General features: G+C 73.4%; 16 protein-coding genes. All 16 read right to left on the bottom strand.

Going from position 1 to position 21063, the window contains the following annotated elements; genetic code table 11:
• Positions 1 to 9 precede the first annotated feature (9 nt).
• The 16 genes from V6U79_RS18970 to V6U79_RS18895 all read right to left on the bottom strand — a co-directional run bounded on the left by V6U79_RS18970 (position 10) and on the right by V6U79_RS18895 (position 21062).
• Positions 10 to 1017: a sugar phosphate isomerase/epimerase family protein gene (locus V6U79_RS18970; RefSeq protein WP_334528835.1), complete on the bottom strand. Its 1008-nt coding sequence runs from the start codon at positions 1015 to 1017 to the stop codon at positions 10 to 12.
• Between the two features lie 218 nt (positions 1018 to 1235).
• Positions 1236 to 1790, bottom strand: coding sequence for an ABC transporter permease family protein (locus tag V6U79_RS18965; protein ID WP_334615342.1), 555 nt, complete (start codon positions 1788 to 1790; stop codon positions 1236 to 1238).
• Positions 1791 to 1945: 155 nt separating this feature from the next.
• Positions 1946 to 4051, bottom strand: coding sequence for a ThuA domain-containing protein (locus V6U79_RS18960; RefSeq protein WP_334615341.1), 2106 nt, complete (start codon positions 4049 to 4051; stop codon positions 1946 to 1948).
• 129 nt (positions 4052 to 4180) lie between these two features.
• The gene (locus V6U79_RS18955) at positions 4181 to 7042 is read right to left on the bottom strand and encodes a PQQ-dependent sugar dehydrogenase (protein ID WP_334615340.1); all 2862 of its coding nucleotides are present in this window, start codon (positions 7040 to 7042) and stop codon (positions 4181 to 4183) included.
• Positions 7043 to 7376: 334 nt separating this feature from the next.
• Positions 7377 to 8444 carry a polyprenyl synthetase family protein gene (locus V6U79_RS18950; RefSeq protein WP_334615339.1) on the bottom strand — a complete coding sequence of 356 codons (1068 nt, stop codon included), beginning with the start codon at positions 8442 to 8444 and terminating at the stop codon, positions 7377 to 7379.
• Positions 8441 to 9868: an alkaline phosphatase family protein gene (locus tag V6U79_RS18945; protein WP_334615337.1), complete on the bottom strand. Its 1428-nt coding sequence runs from the start codon at positions 9866 to 9868 to the stop codon at positions 8441 to 8443. Before V6U79_RS18945 ends, V6U79_RS18950 begins: the two co-directional genes overlap by 4 nt.
• The gene (eboE, locus tag V6U79_RS18940) at positions 9865 to 11058 is read right to left on the bottom strand and encodes a metabolite traffic protein EboE (RefSeq protein ID WP_334615336.1); all 1194 of its coding nucleotides are present in this window, start codon (positions 11056 to 11058) and stop codon (positions 9865 to 9867) included. The genes V6U79_RS18945 and eboE overlap by 4 nt, the downstream gene beginning before the upstream one ends.
• On the bottom strand, positions 11058 to 11909 hold the full coding sequence (locus V6U79_RS18935; protein WP_334615334.1) for a TatD family hydrolase: 852 nt from the start codon (positions 11907 to 11909) through the stop codon (positions 11058 to 11060). Before V6U79_RS18935 ends, eboE begins: the two co-directional genes overlap by 1 nt.
• 1 nt (position 11910) lies before the next feature.
• On the bottom strand, positions 11911 to 12552 hold the full coding sequence (locus V6U79_RS18930; RefSeq protein ID WP_334528181.1) for an EboA domain-containing protein: 642 nt from the start codon (positions 12550 to 12552) through the stop codon (positions 11911 to 11913).
• A gap of 57 nt (positions 12553 to 12609) precedes the next feature.
• Complete coding sequence (locus V6U79_RS18925; protein ID WP_334615333.1) at positions 12610 to 13458, bottom strand: sugar phosphate isomerase/epimerase family protein; 849 nt, start codon at positions 13456 to 13458, stop codon at positions 12610 to 12612.
• Positions 13455 to 14330: an SCO3242 family prenyltransferase gene (locus V6U79_RS18920; RefSeq protein WP_334528177.1), complete on the bottom strand. Its 876-nt coding sequence runs from the start codon at positions 14328 to 14330 to the stop codon at positions 13455 to 13457. Before V6U79_RS18920 ends, V6U79_RS18925 begins: the two co-directional genes overlap by 4 nt.
• On the bottom strand, positions 14327 to 15475 hold the full coding sequence (locus tag V6U79_RS18915; protein WP_334615332.1) for an inositol-3-phosphate synthase: 1149 nt from the start codon (positions 15473 to 15475) through the stop codon (positions 14327 to 14329). Before V6U79_RS18915 ends, V6U79_RS18920 begins: the two co-directional genes overlap by 4 nt.
• A gap of 513 nt (positions 15476 to 15988) precedes the next feature.
• Positions 15989 to 17251, bottom strand: coding sequence for a Gfo/Idh/MocA family protein (locus V6U79_RS18910; RefSeq protein WP_334528171.1), 1263 nt, complete (start codon positions 17249 to 17251; stop codon positions 15989 to 15991).
• 20 nt (positions 17252 to 17271) lie between these two features.
• The gene (locus V6U79_RS18905) at positions 17272 to 18312 is read right to left on the bottom strand and encodes a substrate-binding domain-containing protein (RefSeq protein WP_334528168.1); all 1041 of its coding nucleotides are present in this window, start codon (positions 18310 to 18312) and stop codon (positions 17272 to 17274) included.
• A 105-nt stretch (positions 18313 to 18417) separates the two neighbouring features.
• The gene (locus V6U79_RS18900) at positions 18418 to 19554 is read right to left on the bottom strand and encodes an ABC transporter permease (protein ID WP_334528165.1); all 1137 of its coding nucleotides are present in this window, start codon (positions 19552 to 19554) and stop codon (positions 18418 to 18420) included.
• Entirely contained in the window at positions 19551 to 21062 is a 1512-nt protein-coding gene (locus V6U79_RS18895; RefSeq protein ID WP_334615350.1) for a sugar ABC transporter ATP-binding protein, read from the bottom strand. Before V6U79_RS18895 ends, V6U79_RS18900 begins: the two co-directional genes overlap by 4 nt.
• Position 21063 lies beyond the last annotated feature (1 nt).

Here is a 21063-nt window from a genome sequence, read left to right as displayed (position 1 = left end):
CCGGCCGGGTCAGTCCTTGCTGCTGAACGCGGCGTCGAAGGCCGCCGTCGGGGCGTCGAAGGCGAGCCGGCGGACGAACTGCAACGCCTCCGGCGCGCCGACCAGCCGGTCCATCCCGGCGTCCTCCCACTCGATGGAGATCGGCCCGGCGTACCCGATGGCGTTCAGCGCCCGGAAGCAGTCCTCCCAGGGCACGTCGCCGTGCCCGGTGGAGACGAAGTCCCAGCCCCGGCGCAGGTCCGCCCAGGGCAGGTGGGAGGAGAGCCGGCCCCGCCGGCCGTCGCCGGTGCGAACCTTCGCGTCCTTGCAGTCGACGTGGTAGATCCGGTCGGCGAACTCGAGGATGAAGTTCACCGGGTCCAGCTCCTGCCAGACGAAGTGCGACGGGTCCCAGTTCAGCCCGAAGGCGGGCCGGTGCCCGATCGCCTCCAGGGTGCGCCGGGTGGTCCAGTAGTCGTAAGCGATCTCGCTGGGGTGCACCTCGTGGGCGAAGCGCACGCCGACGGAGTCGAAGACGTCCAGGATCGGGTTCCACCGGTCGGCGAAGTCCTGGTAGCCGCGCTCGATCATCTCCGGCGGCACCGGCGGGAACATCGCCAGGGTGTGCCAGATGGACGAGCCGGTGAAGCCGATCACCGTGTCGACGCCGAGCTTCGCCGCCGCCCGGGCGGTGTCCTTCATCTCCTCGGCGGCGCGGCGGCGTACCCCCTCGGGTTCGCCGTCGCCCCAGATCCGGGGCGGCAGGATGCCCTGGTGGCGCTCGTCGATCGGGTGGTCGCAGACCGCCTGGCCGACGAGGTGGTTGGAGATCGCGTGGACCTGGAGGTGGTGCTTGGCCAGGGTCTCCCGCTTGCGCTCGACGTACGAGTCGTCGGCCAGGGCCTTGTCGACCTCGAAGTGGTCGCCCCAGCAGGCGATCTCCAGCCCGTCGTAGCCCCATTCGGAGGCGAGCCGGCACACCTCGTCGAACGGCAGATCGGCCCACTGGCCGGTGAAGAGCGTGATCGGTCGCGCCATCGTCTGTCTCCCCTGTCGTGAGGGGGATTCCTGAACGGGACCGGGGCGAGGGTGGCCGGTGCACGGGCGGCCGCGCCGGTTCGCCGGTGGGTGCGGACGCACCTGGGCCCGACGGGTTGCGCCTCCCGCCGGGTCACCGGCGACCGTACGGTCGCCGCCCCCACTCTAGGACCGCGTGGGCCGGTGCGGAAGAGCCCGCACCGGCCCACGACGGGCGCTCAGGCGTCGCGGCGGCGCAGCAGCACCACGGCCGCGCCGAGCAGGGCCACCAACCAGCCGGCGAGGACCGCCAGTCCGGCGCCCGGGGAGAGCAGGTCCGGCGACGAGATCGACATGAACGCCTGCCCGGCGCTCGACGGCAGGTACGGGGAGATGGCGTCCGACCATCCCTCCGGCAGCAGCGAGACCAGCCCGGGCAGCACCAGCAGCAGCGCCACCACGCTGGTGATCGCCCCGGCGGTGTTGCGCAGCAGCGCGCCGAGCGCCATGCCGAGCGCCATGCCGAGCACGCCGACCCCGGCCAGGTAGCAGGCCGCGCCGAGAACGGCCCGCAGCACCCCCTCGTCGCCGAGGGAGGTGCCCTCCGCGCCGAGGATGCCCTGCCCGCCGAGGAAGGTGAGCAGCGCGGTGGGCGCCAGCACCGCCAGGGAGACGCCGGCGAGCACCGCGACCTTGGCGCCGAGCACCGGCCAGCGCTTCGCGGCGGCCAGCAGCGCGTCGGCCCCCGTCGGGTGTGCCCGCGCCACCCGACGCCAGTCCGCGAGGTGCCCCATGCGGCCAAGGTACGGCAGCCGGCCGGCGTCGGAGCTGGCACGTCGGACCGCCGCGCGCCGCCGCCGGGCCCGGTCGGACCCGGCCGGAGCGGCACGGACCGCGGGGCCCCCGCCGTGGCAGGGGCCCCGCGATCGGGTGCTCATGTCGGGTCAGGTCAGGGCAGGGTCCACTTCTGGTTGGCGCCGGTGTGGCAGGTCCACAGGTGCACGGCGGTGCCGTCGGCGGAGTTGTTGCCGGAGACGTCGAGGCACTTGCCCGACTGCGGGTTCTTCAGCGTGCCGTCGGCCTGGGCGGACCAGTTCTGCGCGCCCGAGCCGTTGCACGTCCAGAGCTGGATCTTCGTGCCGTCGGCCGAGGCGCCGCCGGAGACGTCCAGGCACTTGCCCAGGGCCTTGACGGTGCTGTTCGGGGTCACCGTCCAGGTCTGCGCCGTGCTGCCGTTGCAGGTGTAGATCTGGATCTGGGTGCCGTCGGCGGTGCCGCTGCTGCGCACGTCCAGGCACTTGCCGGCCAAGCCCTTGATCGGGCCGGTCCCGCCGGTGCCGGACCCCTTCACCAGGGTGAAGTCGTCCACGTCGAAGAGCCCGGTACCCGAGCCGGTGAAGGTCAGGTAGAGGTTCTGCGTGCCGGACGGCACCCCGCTGAGGTTCGTCGTGACGTCGGCGTAGGTGGTCCAGCTACCGGTGTTCGGCACCGCGACCGAGCCGAGCACCGTGCCGGTGGTGGAGCCGGTACGCACCTGGATGGTGCCGCCCGCTCCGCCGGAGACCACCCGGGCCTTGAACGAGGCCACCCCGGTCAGGTCCACCCCGTTGTACGCGGCCCAGTCGCCCGGGTCGATGTAGCCGAGGGTCTGCCCGCCGTTGGCGCCGGCCTTGGTGAACGGCTGGACCCCGCTGGCCGAGCTGAACGACTCGGCCTGGACGGTGGTGTTCCCGCCCGGAGTGGAGCCCAACTCCTTGATGCGGATGTTGCGGAACGACACGTCGTCGCCGTTGCCGTGGTTCTGGATGCCGATGTGGCCGGCGAGCGAGCGGGCCGGGTTGGTGTTGGTGAAGTCGTTGATCTTCGCCCCGTTGAGGAAGATCTGGAGGCGCTCCCCCTCGACGAGCAGCTCGTAGGTGTTCCACTCCCCCGGCGGGTTCAGCGCCGCGTCCCGCGCGGCGAGGTCGGCGGACTTGAAGGTGTAGACCGCGCCGGTGGTGCGGTCGGCGGCGTCGGTGGCGTCGATCTGCACCTCGTAGCCGTTGTTGACCGCCGAGTACGGGTCGCTCGACGGCGGGAAGCCGATGAAGACGCCCGAGTTGTCGTCCCCGGCGAGCTTCCAGTCCAGCTTCAGCGAGTAGTTGGTGAACTCCTTCGCGCTGTACCAGAGCATGCCCAGCCCGCCAACGGAGGTCAGCGTGGCGTCGGTGTTGGTGAAGCTGCCCGGCCCGGCCTGCGACCAGCCGGTGGTGGAGCCGTTGTAGAGCGCGGTGTAGCCGGTCTCGGCGCGGCAGTCGGCCTTGGTGCGGCCGGCCGCGTACCGGATGCCGCCGAGCAGGTGGGCCCGGAACGCCGCCTCCGAGTACGACGCCTGGGTGTGGCCGCCGCCGGTGTAGAAGGCCCGGCCACCGCTGTAGGTCTTGCACCAGGCGTGCGGGTGGTCGGCGCCCATCGAGCCGCCCGAGTAGGACGACTCGTCGAGGGTGGCCAGCACCCGGGCCGTGGACCGGGCGTTGGTGGTGTAGTTGTACCACTCGTCGGTGCGGGTCCAGGTCTGCGGCAGGTGGGCGGTGGCCGCGTGCGCCCGGTTCTCCACCTTGACGTTCGCCTGCTGGATGGCCGGGTGCGAGGCGAAGTACGCCCCGACCAGGTTGCCGTAGAACGACCAGTTGTACTCGGTGTCGGCGGCGGAGTGCACGCCGACGAAGCCGCCGCCGGAGCCGATGTACGACTCGAAGGCGGTCTGCTGGGTGGCGTTGAGCACGTCGCCGGTGGTGTTGAGGAAGACGACCGCCTCGTACTGGGCCAGGTTGCCGGTGGTGAAGGCGGCGGCGTCCTCGGTGGCGGTGACGGTGAAGCTGTTCGCCGCCCCCAGGTCACGGATGGCCTGGGTGCCGACCGCGATGGAGTCGTGGCGGAACCCGGCGGTCTTGGAGAAGACCAGCACGTCGTAGGGGGCGTCGGCGGCGGACGCCGGGCTGGCCGGGATGGTGCAGGCGACGGCGGCGAGGACGGCGGTGGCCGCGCCGAGGACGGGTCGGAGGAGTCTGCGCATGTCGCTCTCCTGACTGGTGCTGCCGGCGGAGGGCCGCGGGCTGCGGGGTTGCGGGCTGTCGAGCTGAGTGGGGTTGATCGGGGCCCCCGGAGCGGCGCGAGGCGTGGACCGGGGGCCCCTGGCGTGCGGTTAGGGCAGGGTCCACTTCTGGTTGGCGCCGGTGTGGCAGGTCCACAGGTGCACGGCGGTGCCGTCGGCGGAGTTGTTGCCGGAGACGTCGAGGCACTTGCCCGACTGCGGGTTCTTCAGCGTGCCGTCGGCCTGGGCGGACCAGTTCTGCGCGCCCGAGCCGTTGCACGTCCAGAGCTGGATCTTCGTGCCGTCGGCCGAGGCGCCGCCGGAGACGTCCAGGCACTTGCCCAGGGCCTTGACGGTGCTGTTCGGGGTCACCGTCCAGGTCTGCGCCGTGCTGCCGTTGCAGGTGTAGATCTGGATCTGGGTGCCGTCGGCGGTCGCCGCGTTGCGCACGTCGAGGCACTTGCCGGCGAGCCCGACGACCGGACCGGTCCCGCCACCGCCGGCGCCCGTGGTGAACGTGAACGAGTCCAGGTCGAAGAGCGCCCCGGCGCCGCCGGCGAAGGTCAGGTACAGCGTGGTGGTGCCGGCCGGCGGGCTGGAGATGGTGCCGGTGACGTTCTGGAAGGTCTCCCAGGAACCGGTGACCGGCACGGTGGCCGAGCCGAGCACGGTGCCGGTGGCCGAGCCGGCCCGCACCTGGAGGGTGCCGCCGGCGCCACCGGAGGAGACCCGGGCGCTGAAGGAGGTCACGTTGTTGATTCTGTACGGCTCGAACGCGATCCAGTCCCCGTTGTCGATGCTGCCGACGGTCTTGCCGCCCTCCGCCGTCGCCTTGCTGTACTGGGCGATGCCCGAGGAGGTCTTGTAGTGCTCCGCCTGCCGCTTCTTCGGCTGGAGGGTGTGCTGCGTGTGGGTGGTCAGCCCGCCCGCGTCGGTGTACTCGGCGTCGAAGATCGCGAAGATGTTCGCCGCGTCGTCGTGCTCACCGTCGACCGGGATGGTGATCGAGCCGGAGCAGCCGGTCTTCGAGGTGATCTGGTGACCGTGGCTGTCGTGGCCCAGCACGTAGGTCATCTTGACCTTGGTGCAGTCGATGGTGCCGTCCTCCGGGTCGGTCACCGTGATGCTGAACGGCACGGTGTCGCCGTAGTTGAACAACTGGCCGTTGCCGGGGCTGGTGATGGTGACCGTGGGGGCGGTGTTGCCGACCCCGATGGTCACGTTGGCGGTGCCGGTCGCGCCCTGCGGGTCGGTCACGGTCAGCGTGACCGTGTAGTTGCCGTTGCTGTTGAAGGTCTTGGTCGGGTTCGCCGCGGTGGAGCTGGTCCCGTCACCGAAGTTCCACGAGTAGGTCAGCGTGCCACCCTCCGGGTCGGAGGAGCCCGACGAGGAGAACGCGACGGTCAGCGGGGCCGCGCCGGAGGTCTTGTCCGCCGTGGCGACCGCGGTCGGCGCGGCGTTGCCGCCGGCGATGTAGTCGTAGCGGTAGAGCGCCGAGTTGGCGTCACCGTTGAAGTAGCCGGTGCCGTAGTCCAAGACGTACAGGGCGCCGTCCGGCCCGAAGGCCATGTCCATGACCTGCTTGCCGTTCCACGGGAAGTTCTCGATCGTGCCCGGCGAACCGTCGCTGTTGACGTGGATCGGCTTGACCCAGCCCCGGCCCAGCTCACCGGCGAAGAACTGCCCGTCGAAGCCCTGCGGGAACTTGGTGGTGGAGGTCGACGAGGCGTTGTAGCGGTAGACCGGGCCGGCCATCGGCGACTCGGAGCCGCCACCGAACTCCGGCGGGCTGCCGGCGTCGCCGGCGTACCGGATCCAGGCGGCCTTGGCGCCCGGGAGGGTGGTCAGGCCGGTGTTGCGGAACGAGTTGTTGGTCGGCCCGCCGGTGCAGTTGTACTTGGCCCCGGCCGTGTTGTTGGCGAAGTCCCACTCCGCGTACGTCTCGTTGGCGGTGTTGGTGCCGGTGCAGTACGGCCAGCCGTAGTTGCCCGGACCGGTGACCCGGTTGAACTCGACCTGGCCGCTCGGGCCGCGGCTGCTGGTGGTGCCGGCGTCCGGGCCGTAGTCGCCGACGTAGACGATGCCGGTGGCCTTGTCGACGCTCATCCGGAACGGGTTGCGGAAGCCCATCGCGTAGATCTCGGGACGGGTCTTCGGGTCGGAGTCGACGAACATGTTGCCCGACGGGATCGAGTACGTGCCGTTGGCGTTCACCTTGATCCGCAGGATCTTGCCGCGCAGGTCGTTGGTGTTGGCCGAGGTGCGCTGGGCGTCGTACGCCGGGTTGCGGTTGGTACGCTCGTCGATCGGCGCGTAGCCGGAGGAGTCGAACGGGTTGGTGTCGTCGCCGGTGGAGAGGTAGAGGTTGCCGGCGGCGTCGAAGTCGATGTCACCGCCGACGTGGCAGCAGATGCCCCGGTCGGCCGGTACGTCGAGGATGTCGACCTTGCTGCCCGTGTTGAGGGTGAAGTCGCTGTTCAGGGTGTAGCGGGAGAGCCGGTTGACGCCCTGCCAGGCGGAGAAGTCGCTGCCGGTGGACGGCGCGTCGCCGGACGGGGTGGACAGCGGCGGTGCGTAGTAGAGGTAGACGTGCCGGTTGGTGGCGAAGTTCGGGTCCACCCCGACGCCCTGGAGCCCCTCCTCGTCGTGCGTGTAGACCGAGAGCGTGCCGATCACCGAGGTGGTGCCGTTGGCGTCGGTACGACGCACCGTGCCGTTGCGGGCGGTGTGCAGGACCGACCGGTCCGGCAGCACCGCGATGGTCATGGGCTCGCCGACCTCGGCGGCGCCCTTGGCGAGCGTGACCTGCTGGAAGTCGGTGCCGACGATGGGGTGGGCCTGGGCCGGCGTGGGTCCGCCGAGGGCGGCCGGACCGGCCAGGCCGATCGTGCCGGCGGCCGCCACCAGGAGCAGGGCCGATGCGCCGGAGAACCATCGTCGGGAGCGGTGGGTGGTGTGGTCCTGTGTGGACATTGACTGTCCCTTCCTGACGGTGACTGCCAGGCGGGCGCGCGCCGACGCGCCGGATGCCGTGTAGGGGGATTGCGGCAGGGCCGCCCGGGTGCCGCCCGGCCGGCCGTGACCTCCGGCCCGGGGCGGGGGCCGCGCACCGAAGGTCACCAGTCGATGGGTTACCGCGCCGCCGGTTCACCTCGACGAAACATGTTCGTGATGGCACGAACATTAAGGCGGATCGATTTGGCTGTCCATACCTTCTGCCGGACCCGTCCGAACTTTTGTTCATCCAGTTGAAAGTGAGCGGACACGTCAACGGAAGGGGCCTGCTCCCCGGGGGTGCCGCCGGATGTCAGCTCCGGCGGCGCACCGCCTGGTCGGCCAGGCCGGCCAGCGCCGTCCGGGCCGGCTCCCCCAGCGGCGCCCGGTCCAGGGCGGTCCGGGCGGCCTCGGCGCGGACCTGGATCAGCTGCTCGATCCGGTCCCGGGCCCCGGTCGCCTCGATGATCGTCCGCAGCTCGGCGGCGCCGCTCTCGTCCAGGTCGGGGTTGCCGTGCAGGTCACGCAGCCGGGCGGTCTGCGCCCGGTCGGCGGCGTCCCGGGCCAGCGCCATCATCACCGTCGGCTTGCCCTCCCGCAGGTCGTCCAGCGCCGACTTGCCGGTCACCGCCGGATCGCCGAAGACGCCCAGCACGTCGTCGCGCAGCTGGAACGCGTCGCCGAGCGGGTCGCCGAAGTCGGTGAGCGCGGAGATCAGCTCCGGTTCCGCGCCCGCCAGCGCCGCGCCGATCTGCAACGGCCGGGTGACCGTGTACCGGGCCGCCTTCATCCGGATCACGGTGAGCGCGCTGGCCACCGAGCCGTCGCCGACCCCGGACACCAGGTCCAGGTACTCCCCGGCGATCACCTCGGTGCGCATCCGGGCGAAGACCGCGTACCCCCGGCAGACCTGGGCGGTGCTCAGCCCGCACTCGTGGAACATCTGGTCCGACCAGGCGGCGCAGAGGTCACCGCAGAGCAGCGCGGTGTTGCGCCCGTACGCCTCCGGGTCGCCCCGCCAGGCGGAGCGGGTGTGCAGGTCGGCGAAGAGCCGGTGCACCGACGGGGCGCCCCGGCGGCGGTCGCTGCCGTCGAGGATGTCGTCGTGGATCAGCGCGAACGCGTGGAACAGCTCCAGCGCCGCCGCGGCCACCACGATCGGCCGGTCGTCCCCGCCGCCCGCGCCGCGCCAGCCCCAGTAGCAGAAGAGGGGACGCAGCCGCTTCCCGCCGGCCAGCACGAACCGGTGCAGGGCGGCGAAGATGCCCCGCGGCGCGCCGTCCGGCCAGTCCGGCCCCTGCCGGTCCAGGAAGGCCGCCAGCTCGGCGTCGAAGCGCTCCCGCAGCCCGCTCACGTCGCTCGGGGCCGCGGTGATGGTCACCGTCCCTCCCCGGGCCGTCCGGCCGGCGGGGTGGACCCGTCCGGCACCAGCCCGGCCAGCTCCAGCAGCAGGCCCTTCACCTCCGTCGCCGCGATCCGGTCCCGGGCGGCGGCCGGGTCCGAGCAGAGCAGCACCGGGGCGTCCGCCGGGTCGGCGGGGAGCCGTCCGTGCGACCCCCGGACCGCCCGGGCGCCGGCGTCCAGCCCCACCACGCTCATCAGGTAGCGCATGCCGAGCTTCTTGCGGGCCAGCGCCACCGCCGCCCGGCGCTTCGCCGCCGCCGGTCCGGCCGGGTCGAAGAGCAGCTCGGCCGGGTCGTAACCCGGCTTCCGGTGAATGTCCACGTTGCGGGCGAAGTCCGGGGCGCGGGCGTCGTCCAGCCAGTAGTAGTACGTGAACCAGGCGTCCGGCTCGGCCACCAGCACCAGCTCACCGGCGCGCGGATGGTCCAGCCCGGCCGCCGCCTTGCCGTCGGCGTCCAGCACCTCGGCCACCCCCGGCAACGCCGCGCAGAGCTTCGCCACCGCCGGCACGTCGGCCGGGTCGCGGACGTAGACGTGGGCCACCTGGTGGTCGGCGACCGCGAAGGCGCGCGACGTCCACGGGTCCAGGTACTCCATGCCGGCCTGGGTGTAGACCCGCAGCAGCCCCTCGGCGCGCAGCAGCCGGTTGACGTCCACCGGGCGGGAGACGTCGGTGATGCCGTACTCGGACAGCACCACCACCGTCGCGTCGCGGGCCCGGGCGGCGTCCAGCAGCGGCGCGAGCACCGCGTCCAGCTCGGCCGCGGCCGCCGCTGCCCGGGGCGAGGACGGGCCGAAGCGTTGCAGGTCGTAGTCCAGGTGCGGGACGTAGACCAGGGTCAGGTCCGGGGCGTGGTCGGCGAGGATCCGCTCGGCGGCCCGGCAGATCCACGCCGACGAGGCCAGCCCGGCGCCCGGTCCCCAGTAGGTGAAGAGCGGGAAGGTGCCCAGCGCGTCGGTCAGGGTGTCGTGCAGCTCCGGCGGGTCCGTCCAGCAGTCCGGCTCCTTGCGCCCGTCGGCGTGGTAGACCGGCCGTGGGGTGACCGTCCAGTCGACGTCGGCGCCCATCGCGTACCACCAGCAGACGTTGGCCACCGTCCAGCCCGGCTCGACCCGGCGGGCGGCCTGCCACAGCTTCTCCCCGCCGACCAGCGCGTGGTGCTGCCGCCACAGCAGCACCTCGCCCAGGTCCCGGAAGTACCAGCCGTTGCCGACGATCCCGTGCCCGGACGGCAGCTCCCCGGTGAGGAAGGTCGACTGCACCGAGCAGGTGACGGCGGGCAGCACCGTGCCCAGCTCCGCGGTGAACCCGGTGTCGGCGACCGCGCGCAGCCGGGGCATGTGCGCCAGCAGCCGCGGGGTCAGCCCGACCACGTTCAGCACCACCAACCGCCGGCTCATCGCCGTACCCCCGTCGTGGCCGGGGTGGTCAGGCCCAGGGCGACCAGCTCGTCACGGGCGAACGCCAGCTCGGCGGCGATCCCGGCGGCCAGCTCCGCGTCCCCGCGCGGCCGCCGCGCCGCCGGCAGCACCCCCCAGGTGTACGTCTCGACGTCCAGGTGGTCGCAGCCGGCGACCGGTCCGGTGTAGAGCGCGGCCAGCGCGGCGCGCAGCACCGGCAGGGTCGAGGCCAGCGGTTCCTCGGGTGGGGCGTGCAGCGGCACGTGGTAGTGCACCCGCCACGGTCCGGGTGGCCGCTCGGCCAGCGCGGCGTCCAGGTCGTCGGCGGCGTACGCCGGGTCGGCGGGGTCGGCGGCGTGCGCGCAGCCGGCGGCCCGGGTCTGGTGCAGGAACCGCGGCTCGACCCAGCGCGCCAGCGCGGTGGCGGCGGCGTCCGGGTCGGCAGCCTCCAGGGCGGCGGAGACCTGGACCTTCACCACCGGCAGGGCGGCGGCGCGCAGCCGGTCCAGGGCCACCGTCGGCTCCTCCCAGGCGCAGGCGAGGTGGGCGAGGTCGAGGCAGACGCCGAGCCGGTCGGTGTCCATCCCGGCCAGCAGCGCGGCCGCCTGGTCGGTGCGCTCGACCACGCAGCCCGGCTCCGGCTCGAAGCCGACCCGGACCCGGCGGCCGGTGTCGCGCTCCAGCGCCGCCAGGCCGGCCGCGAGCCGGTCCAGCCGGCGGCGGGCGGCGTCGGCGCGCCCGGCGTCCCAGGGGTGCCGCCAGGCCAGCGGCAGGGTGGAGACCGAGCCCCGGGCCGCGTCGTCGGGGAGCAGGTCGGCCAGGACCCGCGCCAGGTCGAGGGTGTAGTCCAGCCGGGCGTCGGAGGTCCAGTCCGGCCGGTAGACCGCGCCCTTGACCACCGGCGCCTGGAACGCCGCGTACGGGAAGCCGTTGAGGGTGACCACCTCCAGCCCGCGCCCGGCCAGCTCGGCCCGCAGCCGGCCGCGGGCGGCCGGGTCGGTGGCGAGCTCGGCGGCGGCCGGCGCGGCCAGCCAGAGGCCGAGCCCGAGCCGGTCGGCGCCGAGGGCCTGCCGGACCGGCACGGCGTAGGTGTCCAGTTGGGCGAGGATGCCGGCGACGTCCTCCGCGGGGTGCACGTTGGTGCAGTAGCCCAGGTGCACGGTGCTGCCGTCGGCGTGCCGCAGCCGCATCACTCACCGCCGCGCAGGATCGAGTTGCCGGCGAAGGTGCCGGCGGCCGGGTCGAGGTCGGCGAGGTCGAGCCGGCCGGACTGCCCGTAGAACTCCACCGGGTTGCGCCAGAGCACCCGGTCGACGTCGTCGTCGGTGAAGCCGGCCAGCAGCATCGCCTCCCCGGTGGCCCGGGTCAGCAGCGGATCCGACCGGCCCCAGTCGGCGGCCGAGTTGACCAGCATCCGCTCGGTGCCGTACGCCCGCAGCAGCTCCACCATCCGCGGTGGGGACATCTTGGTGTCGGGGTAGATGGAGAACCCCAGCCAGCAGCCGGTGTCCCGGACCAGCTTGACGGTGACCTCGTTGAGGTGGTCGAGCACCACCCGCCCCGGCTCGATGCCGGACTCGGCGACCACCGCGAGGCTCCGCTCGACCCCCCGGGCCTTGTCCCGGTGCGGGGTGTGCACCAGCGCGGGCAGGTCGTGGGCGACGGCCAGGGAGAGCTGGGCGGCGAAGGCCGCGTCCTCCTCGGGGGTCATCGAGTCGTACCCGATCTCGCCGACCGCCACCACGGCGTCCTTGTCGAGGTAGCGGGGCAGCAGGTCCAGCACCGGCCGGCAGCGCGGGTCGTTGGCCTCCTTCGGGTTGAGCGCGACGGTGGCGTGGTGCCGGACGCCGAACTGCCCGGCCCGGAACGGCTCCCAACCGATCAGGGAGTCGAAGTAGTCGGTGAACGAGGCCGCGCTGGTGCGGGGCTGGCCGAGCCAGAACGCCGGCTCCACCACCGCCCGGACCCCGGCGGCGGCCATCCGCTCGTAGTCGTCGGTGGTCCGCGACGTCATGTGGATGTGCGGGTCGAAGATGCGCATGTCACGCCTCCTGGGACGGTGGGCGGCCGGATCCGCCGCTGATCGGGCCGGACCGGGCGGAGAGCCGGTCCAGCAGGTCGAGGGCGTCGGCGGGCATGGCGCGGCCGGCCGCCTCCCGCTCGGCGGCCAACCCGGCGAGCATCGCGGCGAGCCCGGCGTCGGCGCGCCCGTCGAGGTCGTGCACCACGGCCAGCGGCACGCCGGTGAAGACGCACTTGAGCACCGCCTGCCGCCAGGCCGCCGGGTCGAGCTGCCGGGAGTACGGACCGAGGGCGGCGGCGACCAGCCGGGTGTCGTTGGTGCGGAGGGCGTCGTGCAGCAGCGGTACCCCGGCCGCGCCGATCGGCAGCAGCGGCAGCGCCTTGAGCACGGCCCGCTTCTCGGCGGCGTCGCCGTGCCGGTAGAGCGCCTCGGCGTACCCGGCGTGGTCGGCGGTCAGCGCGGTCAGCAGCAGCGCCCGGGCCGCCTCGTCGGCGCTCCAGCCGGGCAGGTCGGCCAGTTCTCCCCGACCGCAGCGCCGGCCGGCCGCGGCGAAGGCGGCGGTGATCGTGGCGGGGTCGGCCGCGACCCGGCGCAGCGCCGCGTCCAGCCAGCCGGGATCGGGTACGCCCCGCAGCGCGGCCCGTAGTGAATCCGGTGTCATCCCGTCTCCTCTCTCGTGCTGCTCCGCAGGCACCTCGACGCGCCCGTCAGCTCTGCTTCACTCCCGACGACGACCGGTGTCCGCGGCGCGGAGGAAGTCGATGGACCGGGCGGCCACGGTCGGCGCGGCGTGCGAGTGCCGGGGCAGCTCCACCGCGACCAGCCCCTGGTAGCCGACCTCGGTGAGGGCCGCCAGCACCGGCGGGAAGTCGATCTCGCCGGCGCCGAACTCCAGGTGCTCGTGCACACCCCGGCGCATGTCGTCGATCTGCACGTTGACCAGGTGCGGGGCCACCTCGCGGACGCAGTCGGGCACCGGCTGCGGCTCCAGGCACCGGCAGTGTCCGATGTCGAGGGTGATGCCGAAGCGGTCCGGGTCGCCGAGCGCGTGGCGCAGCCGCCACCAGCCCGCGATGTCCTCGACGAGCATCCCCGGCTCCGGCTCGAAACCGAGCGGCACGGCGGCCCGGTCGGCGGCGTCGACGACCGCCGCGCAGCCGGCGACCAGCCGGTCCCAGGCGGTCTCCGGCGCGACGGTGGCGGGGCGTACGCCGGCCCAGAAGCTGACCGCCTCGGCGCCGAGGTCGGCGCCGATCCGGACGGCCCGGCGGAGGAGTTCGACGCGGCGGGCCGGCTCGTCGTGCAGCAGCGTGGGGGCGTGCTTGTGCCACGGGTCGAGCAGGTACCGGGCCCCCGTCTCGACCACCACCGACAGGCCCAGGGCCTCCAGCCGGCGGGCCACCTGGGCCACCCGCCCGGTCAGGCCGGGCGCGAACGGGTCGAGGTGGTCGTGGTCCAGGGTCAGCGCGACCCCCTGGTAGCCCAGCTCGGCGATGACCGCCAGGGCGTCGTCGAGCCGGTGGTTGGCGAAGCCGTTGGTCCCGTAGCCGAACCGCAGGCCGCTCATGTCGGGGAGAGCTTCCGGGCCAGCCGGCGAGCCAACGGCGCGGCGGCGGCGACCGCCAGCCCGAGCGGCCCGGCCCCGGCGCCGGCGGTGAGCGCGCCCTGCAACGCGGGCAGCCCGGTGATTCCCGCGCCGACCGCGGCCCGGACCCGGCCGGCCGAGGGGTCGGCGACCACCCGGGCCTGCGCGCCGCCGTACCCGGCGGCGTACCAGCCGGCCAGCGCGGCCGGCAGCAGGGCGACGCCGGCCCGTGGACCCGCGGGGGTGGTCCGGCGGGAGGCCGCCGCGGCGAGCGCGACCAGCGCGGTGCCGGCGAGGGTACGCCGGGGCAGCGCGGCGTCGGCGCCGGTGACCTCGCGGCGGGAGAGCGCGGTGACCGTCCAGGTGTGCGCGGCCACGGTCAGCGCCGCCGGCACCGCCCGGACCAGCCGCCCGCCGGACGCGCCGAGCAGCACGTCCAGCCCCCGGCAGGCGGCCATCACGGCCGGACCGGCGGCGGTGTTCTTCGCCGCCAGGTCGTACCCCCAGACGGCCGCGGCGAGCGGGAGCGCGACGGCGGTGGCGCGACGGCCACCCGCGGCGGCGGCCAGGCCGAGGCCGGCGGCGGTGAGCCCGGCGGCCAGGCCGACCGCGGTGGCCGGGGTGACCCGACCGCTGGGGATCGGCCGCTCCGGCCGTTCCACGGCGTCCAGGCCCCGGTCGGCCCAGTCGTTGGCGGCCATCCCGGCCCAGTAGAGCAGCACCGACGCGCCGGCCAGTCCGGCGGTACGCGGGCCGAGCGCCCCGGCCGCGGCGGCGCCGGCGACCACGTCCCCCGGCACCGAGAGCGCGGCCGGCGCCCGGACCAGCTCGGCCAGGTCGGCGAGGGTGGTCACGCCGCACCCCCGGCGTGCAACCGGGCGGTGAACTCGACCAGCCGTTGCCACTGCTCGCCGAGCGAGTGGGCGGGCGAGCCGAGCGGGTCCTTGAAGAAGAAGGCGAGGTCGGTCAGGGGGCCGGCCGCGCCGGCGGCGTGCGCCGCGGCGGTGAGCCGGGCCAGGTCGAGCACCAGCGGCGCGGCCAGCGCGGAGTCGCAGCCGTGCCAGGTGAACTCCATCCGCATGCCGGTGCCGAGGAAGCCGGCGAAGGTGATCAGGTCCCAGGCGGTCTTGAAGTCGCCCAGCTCCTCGACGTACTCGATCCGGGTGCCGCCCTGCGGCAGGTAGCCGAGGGTCTCGCCGAGCACCCGCTGCTTGCTGTCCACCTTCGCCGCGTTGGCGGCCGGATCGGCCAGGGTGGCGCCGTCGCCGCCGCCGAGCAGGTTGACCCCGGTCCAGGACCGGACGGCCAGGTGCCGCATCGCGAACATCGGCGCGAGCACCGACTTGACCAGGGTCTCCCCGGTCTTGCCGTCGTGCCCGGCGTACGGCAGGCCGCGCGCGGCGGCGAGCGTCGCCAGCGCCGGCAGCCGCAGCCCGGTGGACGGGGTGAAGTCGACGTACGGGCAGCCCGCCTCGACCGCCGCGTAGGCGTAGAGCGAACTGGGCGGAAGCACCTCGTCCGGGCCGGTCAGCGCGGCCCGCAGGGCGGCCGGGTCGGCGTGCCCGGGGTGCGGGCGGGCGGCCGGTTCGGTGGCGGAGACGTTGACCACCACCACCCGGTCCAGCCGGTGCCGGTCCCGGAAGGCGGTGAGGTCGGCGACGAGCGCGGCGGCCCGGTCGTGCTGGCTGCCCTCGGTGGGGGCGGCGCGCAGGTCCTCCTCGACCGTGGCGAGGTCGCCGGCGAGCGCGGCGGCCAGCCGGCCCGGCAGCACACCGGCGGCGGCCAACGTCTCGGCCCGTTTGGTCAGCGGGGTGGTGGCCACGTCGTGACCGCCGAAGACCAGGTCGGCGAAGGTCGGCAGGGCGGGGCCCCGCAGCGCGGGCAGCTCGGTGACGCAGCCGGTCGGCCCCGTCAGCCCGGCCCGCAGCGCGAGCCCTCCGACGATGCTGGTGGTCGCGACCGAACCGCGCGCCCCCACCAGCCAGACACCCGTACGCATGGTGCTCCTCCCGTCGGGAACGGAACCGCCCGTGCATTCGCTTACATGGATATCAGATGGTTCGTGGTAAAGATACCGTTCGATGGGGTGGGCCCCGTCCGCCCGAATGCCCGGGGTGACACCGGATCGGCGTCGGCGTCGGCGGTGCCGGCACCGGCCCGATGAACTCGGCCACAGTGGACGGACGGGGCTGGCAGGCAGGCCCGGTCGGCGTCTCGGCCCTGCCTCCCCCGCATCCGGTCGCGGGGCTGCGGTGACCCCGGACCGGACATCGAGCGGCGGCGACCGTGGACGGACCGGCCGGAGCCGGACCTCCCACGGGGGTCGCCGTGGGTGGTGGCGGTCCTCCGGTGCGGCCGGGGAATCCCGGTCCGGCCGCACCGGACGACCGTCGTACGCGTGCGCCACCGGGCCTGAGCGACCCGGCCGCACGCCCTCCGTCGCCGACCCCGGCCCGGCCGCGGGGCGCAACCGCGGCCGGTCCCTCGCCGGTCGGCGCCGGAGGTGGGCTGATCAGACGGCGAGCGCGGCCAACGCCGGCTCCACCTCCGTCCAGCGGGAGCCGAGCTCCGCCGAGCGGGTCACCGCGTCCAGCACCAGCTGGACCTGCAACGCGTCGGCGAAGGACGGCGTCGGGTCGGCGCCGGTGGCGACCGCCTCGACGAAGTCGCGCATCTGGTGGGTGAACGAGTGCTCGTACCCGATGATGTGCCCCGGCGGCCACCAGGCCGACATGTACGGATGCTCCCCCTCGGTCACCAGGATCCGGGTGAAGCCCTGCTCCCCGGTGGGCCGGGTGGCGTCGTAGAACTCCAGCTCGTTGAGGCGCTCCAGGTCGAAGACGACACTGCCGAGGGAGCCGTTGATCTCCACCCGCAGGGCGTTCTTGCGACCGGTGGCGAACCGGCTCGCCTCGTACGTGGCCAGCGACCCGTCGTCCAGCCGGGCGACGAAGACCGCCGCGTCGTCCACGGTCACCGTGCCGGTCGCCCGGCCGATCCCGTCGACCGAGGCGATCCCGTCGACCGAGCCGTTCCCGTCGACCGGACCGGCGCCGTCCACCGTGGCCGCCAGTCCGCTGGATCCGGCCGGCAACGGCCGTTCCTTGACGAACGTCTCGGTGACCGCGCTGACCCCGGTGATCCGCTGACCCGTGACGAACTGGGTCAGGTCGATGATGTGCGCGCCGATGTCGCCGAGCGCGCCGGAGCCCGCCCTGTCCTTCTGCAACCGCCACACCAGCGGGAACTGCGGATCGACGATCCAGTCCTGCAGGTAGGCCGCCCGCACGTGCCGGATCACTCCGAGCCGGCCGTCGGCGATCAACTGCCGCATCATGGTGACCGCGGGCACCCGGCGGTAGTTGAAGCCGCACATGGACCGTACCCCCGCGGCTCGGGCGGAGGCCGCGGCGGCGGCCATCCCCCGGGCCTCGGCCACCGTGTTCGCCAGCGGCTTCTCGCAGAGCACGTGCTTGCCGGCGGCCAGCGCGGCGAGCGCGATCTCGGCGTGGCTGTCCCCCGGCGTGCAGATGTCGACCACGTCGATCGCGTCGGAGTTGACCAGCTCCCGCCAGTCGGTGGTGTACGCGTCCCAACCGAGCCGGTCCGCCGCGTCGGCGACCTTCCCGGCGTCCCGGCCGCAGATCATCGCCATCCGCGCCCGTGCCGGCAGGTCGTACACCCGGTTCACGGTGCGCCAGGCCTGCGAGTGAGCGGCGCCCATGAACGCGTAGCCGACCATGCCGACCCGCAGTTCGCTGTGGTGAGTGGACAAGGTGGGTCTCCCCCCGTGTGTCAGAACCCGAGCTTGAGGTAGTTGCCCGCGTTCTCCTTGGTGATCGTCTCCGAGGCGAGCACGATCTCCTTGGGCACCTGGAGTTCCACCAGGTCGGACATGCCCTTGCCCTGGCCGATCAGGCGGGCCAGGGAGATGGCCGAGGAGGCCATCGACGGGCTGTAGGTGACGGTCGCCTTCAGCACCGTGTTGTCGGCCTGGATGTCCTCCATCGCCTTCTTGGAGCCGGCGCCGCCGACCATGAAGAACTCCTTGCGGTTGGCCTGGTTGACCGCCGCGAGGACACCGATGCCCTGGTCGTCGTCGTGGTTCCAGAGCGCGTCCATCTTCGGCAGCGCCTGGAACAGGCCGGTGGCGGCCTGCTGCCCGGAGTCGGCGGTGAACTCGGCCGGCCGGCGGTTGTTCACCTTGAGGCCGTTCGCCGCGAGGGTGTCGGCGAAGCCCTTGGAGCGTTCCTGGGTCAACTCCAGCGAGTCGATGCCGGGGATCTCGCCGATGATCGGGTTGCTGACGCCCTTGGCCTTGAGCTGGTTGACGATGTACGTGGCGGCGGCCACGCCCATGCCGTAGTTGTCGCCCTTGATCTGGAGCCGGTAGGCCCGCGCGTCGGGGAACGCCCGGTCCAGGTTCACCACCGGGATGCCGGACTTCATCGCCTCCAGGCCGAAGGCGTTGAGCTCCTTGCCGTCGTGCGGCAGCAGCACGATCACGTCCGGCTTCTGGGAGATCAGCGTGGACAGCGCCGCGCGCTGCGCCGCCGCGTCCGCGCCGGCCTCGACCGACTTGAACTCCACGTCGGAGAACGCCCCGGCCTGCGCCTTGGCGTTGTTGGTGATGGCGGCGATCCAGCCGTGGTCGGCGGCCGGGGCGGAGAAGCCGATGATGACCTTCTTGCCCGGCTCGTTGTTGCCGCCCGGCCCGGCGGCCTTGGTCTGCGCGGCGGTGGGCGTGGCCTCGTTGCTGGTGCAGCCGGCGAGCAGTACGCCGGCGCCCACGGCGGCCCCGCCGAGAAGCAGTCGGCGGCGACTGTGCTGGGTCATGAAGACCTCCTGTGTTTGCGGTGTGGAGGAGAAGGGTGTGCGGGGTCCGGCCACCGTCGTGCTCGGGTGGCCCAGGTGTTTCGGTGGGTCGGGTGCTGCGGTATATCAGGTGGTGAGCCGGTTGCGGCCCAGGAACTGGGTGAGGCTGCGGAACTGGACCTGCTGGACCAGGACGGCCGCGACGATGATGCCGCCCTTGACCATGTTCTGGGCCTCGGTGGTGAGGCCGTTGATGGCGAAGAGGTTGGTGATGGTGGCGAAGATGACCACCCCGAGCAGGGAACCGATGATGGTGCCCCGCCCGCCGCTGAGCAGCGTGCCGCCGATGATCGCGGCGGCGATCGCGTCCAGCTCGTAGAGGTTCGCCATCGCGGCCTGGGCCGAGTTGGCCTGGGCCGTGAGCATGATGGCGGCGATGCCGCAGCACAGGCCGGAGAGCGCGTAGAGCAGGACCGTGTGCCGTCGGACGTTGATGCCCGCCAGCCGGGCGGCCTCCGGGTTCCCGCCGACCGCCACCGTGCGCCGGCCGAAGGTGGTGCGGTTGAGCAGCACCCAACCGGCGACGACCACGACGGCGAGGATGTAGACCAGCAGCGGGATGCCGAGCAGCTTGTTGCTGGCGATGCCGTTGATGAAGGTGTTGTCCGACACCTGCGTCTGCTTGGCGGAGATCTCCGCGGCCAGGCCGCGGGCGGCGACCAGCATGGCCAGGGTGGCGATGAACGGCACCAGCCGGCCGTAGGAGATCAGCAGCCCGTTGACCAGGCCGACCGCCAGGCCGACGGTCAGCGCGGTGAAGATCATGCCGCCGGCGCCGTAGCTCTGGGTCGCCACCGTGGTGGCCCAGACCCCGGCCAGCGCGACGATCGCCCCGACCGAGAGGTCGATGCCGCCCCCGATGATCACGAAGGTCATCCCGACGGTGACCACGCCGACGACGGCCGCCAGCTTGAGGATGGTCAGCGTGTTGTCCCACACCCAGTCGGGGTTGGAGTAGAGGTCGGAGCGGGTCAGGGCGCCGATGACGACCAGCACCACCAGGACCCCGAGCAGGCCGAGGTTGCGGCGGGCGCCCTCACCCCCGTCGCCCCGCCACCAGGAGAGCCGGGCACCGGCGGGCGCCTTTTCGTCCGCCGCCGCCTGCTGGCTGGCCGCCGCTGTCTCCACCGGGTCCACCGGCGGCGACTGCGCCGGCAGTTGCGCCGAACGCTCCGGCGTCGCGGTCGGGGTCACGTCACTCATGCCGGTGCGCCTTCCATCAGGGACCCCGCCATGACGAGGTCGAGCACGGTGTTCTCGTCGAGTTCGCCGGCCGGGGCCTCGCGGACCACCCGCCCCTCCCGCATCACCAGCACCCGGTCGGCCAGGCCGAGCACCTCGGGGACCTCGCTGGAGACCAGCAGCACCCCGACGCCACGGGCGGCGAGGGCGCGGATCACCTGGTAGAGCTCGGCCCGGGCACCGACGTCCACGCCCCGGGTGGGCTCGTCCAGCAGCAGCAGCTTCGTGTCGCCGAGCAGCCATCGCCCGACCACCACCTTCTGCTGGTTGCCGCCGGAGAGGGTCCGCACCGGACGGCGGACGTCCCGGGGCCGCAGCTCCAGGCTCTCGGCGATGCGATCCGCCTCGGCCCGCTCCCGGCCGGCGTCGGTGAAGCCGGCCCGGGCGTACCGGCCGAAGGTGGCGAGGGTGACGTTGCGGTAGATCGGCTCGCCGAGCAGCAGCGCCTGGCTCTTGCGCTCCTCGGGGGCCATGCCCATGCCGGCCTTCACTGCCGCGCCGACGCTGCCCGCGCGCAGCGCCCGGCCGGACATCCGCACCGAGCCGGCGGTGGCCCGCCGGGCGCCGAAGATGGTCTCCAGCAGCTCCGAGCGGCCGGAGCCGACCAGCCCGGCGATGCCCACGATCTCCCCGGCCCGGACGGTGAGCGAGACGTCGGCGAACTCACCGGTGCGGGTCAACCCCTCCACCGTGAGCAGCTCGGCGCCGGGCGCGGTCTCGGCGAGACGGTCCGGGAAGACGTACTCGATGGTGCGGCCGGTCATCCGGCTCACCAGGTCGCGGGTCGGGGTGTCGCGGGCCGGCAGGTTCGCCGCGGTGGTCCGGCCGTCCTTGAGTACGGTCACCCGGTCACCGATCTCGCGGATCTCCTCCATCCGGTGCGAGATGTAGATGACCGCGATGCCCTGCGCGGTGAGCTCCCGGATGATCCGGAAGAGGTTGCCCACCTCGTCGTGGGCGAGCACCGCGCTCGGCTCGTCCATGATGATCAGTCGGGCCTCGTGCGACAGCGCGCGGGCCATGCTGACGATCTGCTTGCCGGCCGCGGGCAGGGAGCGCACCATCCGGTTCGGCGGGATCTCGGCGTGCCCCAACCGGCCGAGGATCTGCCGGGTACGCCGGGCCATGTGGCCGCGGCGGACGAAGCCGAACCGGCGGGGCTCGTGGCCGAGGAAGGCGTTCTCCGCGACGGAGAGATCCTCGACCAGGTCGAGCTCCTGGTAGATGGTGGCGATGCCGGCGCGCATGGCGGCCTGCGGGTTGGCGAAGGTGGCGGGCTGGCCGCGCCACTCGAGGAGCCCCGAGTCGGGGCGGTGCACCCCGGCGAGCACCTTGATCAGGGTCGACTTGCCGGCGCCGTTCTGCCCGAGCAGGCAGTGCACCTCACCGGCGCGCACCTCCAGCTGGACCCCGTCCAGGGCCCGTACGCCCGGGAAGGTCTTCACCACGTCGGTGAGGCGCAGGACCACC

It is taken from the genome of Micromonospora psammae (assembly GCF_036902725.1).
Lineage (GTDB): Bacteria > Actinomycetota > Actinomycetes > Mycobacteriales > Micromonosporaceae > Micromonospora.
The sequence above is the reverse complement of the archived record's forward strand: the minus strand, read 5'-3'. Positions and strand labels throughout refer to the sequence as shown.

What these genes read in the sequence shown, in the direction of transcription:
- V6U79_RS18970 (WP_334528835.1), bottom strand. Translation starts at nt 1,017, where the DNA reads ATGGCGCGACCGATCACGCTCTTCACCGGCCAGTGGGCCGATCTGCCG.
- V6U79_RS18965 (WP_334615342.1), bottom strand. Translation starts at nt 1,790, where the DNA reads ATGGGGCACCTCGCGGACTGGCGTCGGGTGGCGCGGGCACACCCGACG.
- V6U79_RS18960 (WP_334615341.1), bottom strand. Translation starts at nt 4,051, where the DNA reads ATGCGCAGACTCCTCCGACCCGTCCTCGGCGCGGCCACCGCCGTCCTC.
- V6U79_RS18955 (WP_334615340.1), bottom strand. Translation starts at nt 7,042, where the DNA reads ATGTCCACACAGGACCACACCACCCACCGCTCCCGACGATGGTTCTCC.
- V6U79_RS18945 (WP_334615337.1), bottom strand. Translation starts at nt 9,868, where the DNA reads ATGAGCCGGCGGTTGGTGGTGCTGAACGTGGTCGGGCTGACCCCGCGG.
- eboE (WP_334615336.1), bottom strand. Translation starts at nt 11,058, where the DNA reads ATGCGGCTGCGGCACGCCGACGGCAGCACCGTGCACCTGGGCTACTGC.
- V6U79_RS18935 (WP_334615334.1), bottom strand. Translation starts at nt 11,909, where the DNA reads ATGCGCATCTTCGACCCGCACATCCACATGACGTCGCGGACCACCGAC.
- V6U79_RS18930 (WP_334528181.1), bottom strand. Translation starts at nt 12,552, where the DNA reads ATGACACCGGATTCACTACGGGCCGCGCTGCGGGGCGTACCCGATCCC.
- V6U79_RS18925 (WP_334615333.1), bottom strand. Translation starts at nt 13,458, where the DNA reads ATGAGCGGCCTGCGGTTCGGCTACGGGACCAACGGCTTCGCCAACCAC.
- V6U79_RS18915 (WP_334615332.1), bottom strand. Translation starts at nt 15,475, where the DNA reads ATGCGTACGGGTGTCTGGCTGGTGGGGGCGCGCGGTTCGGTCGCGACC.
- V6U79_RS18905 (WP_334528168.1), bottom strand. Translation starts at nt 18,312, where the DNA reads ATGACCCAGCACAGTCGCCGCCGACTGCTTCTCGGCGGGGCCGCCGTG.
- V6U79_RS18900 (WP_334528165.1), bottom strand. Translation starts at nt 19,554, where the DNA reads ATGAGTGACGTGACCCCGACCGCGACGCCGGAGCGTTCGGCGCAACTG.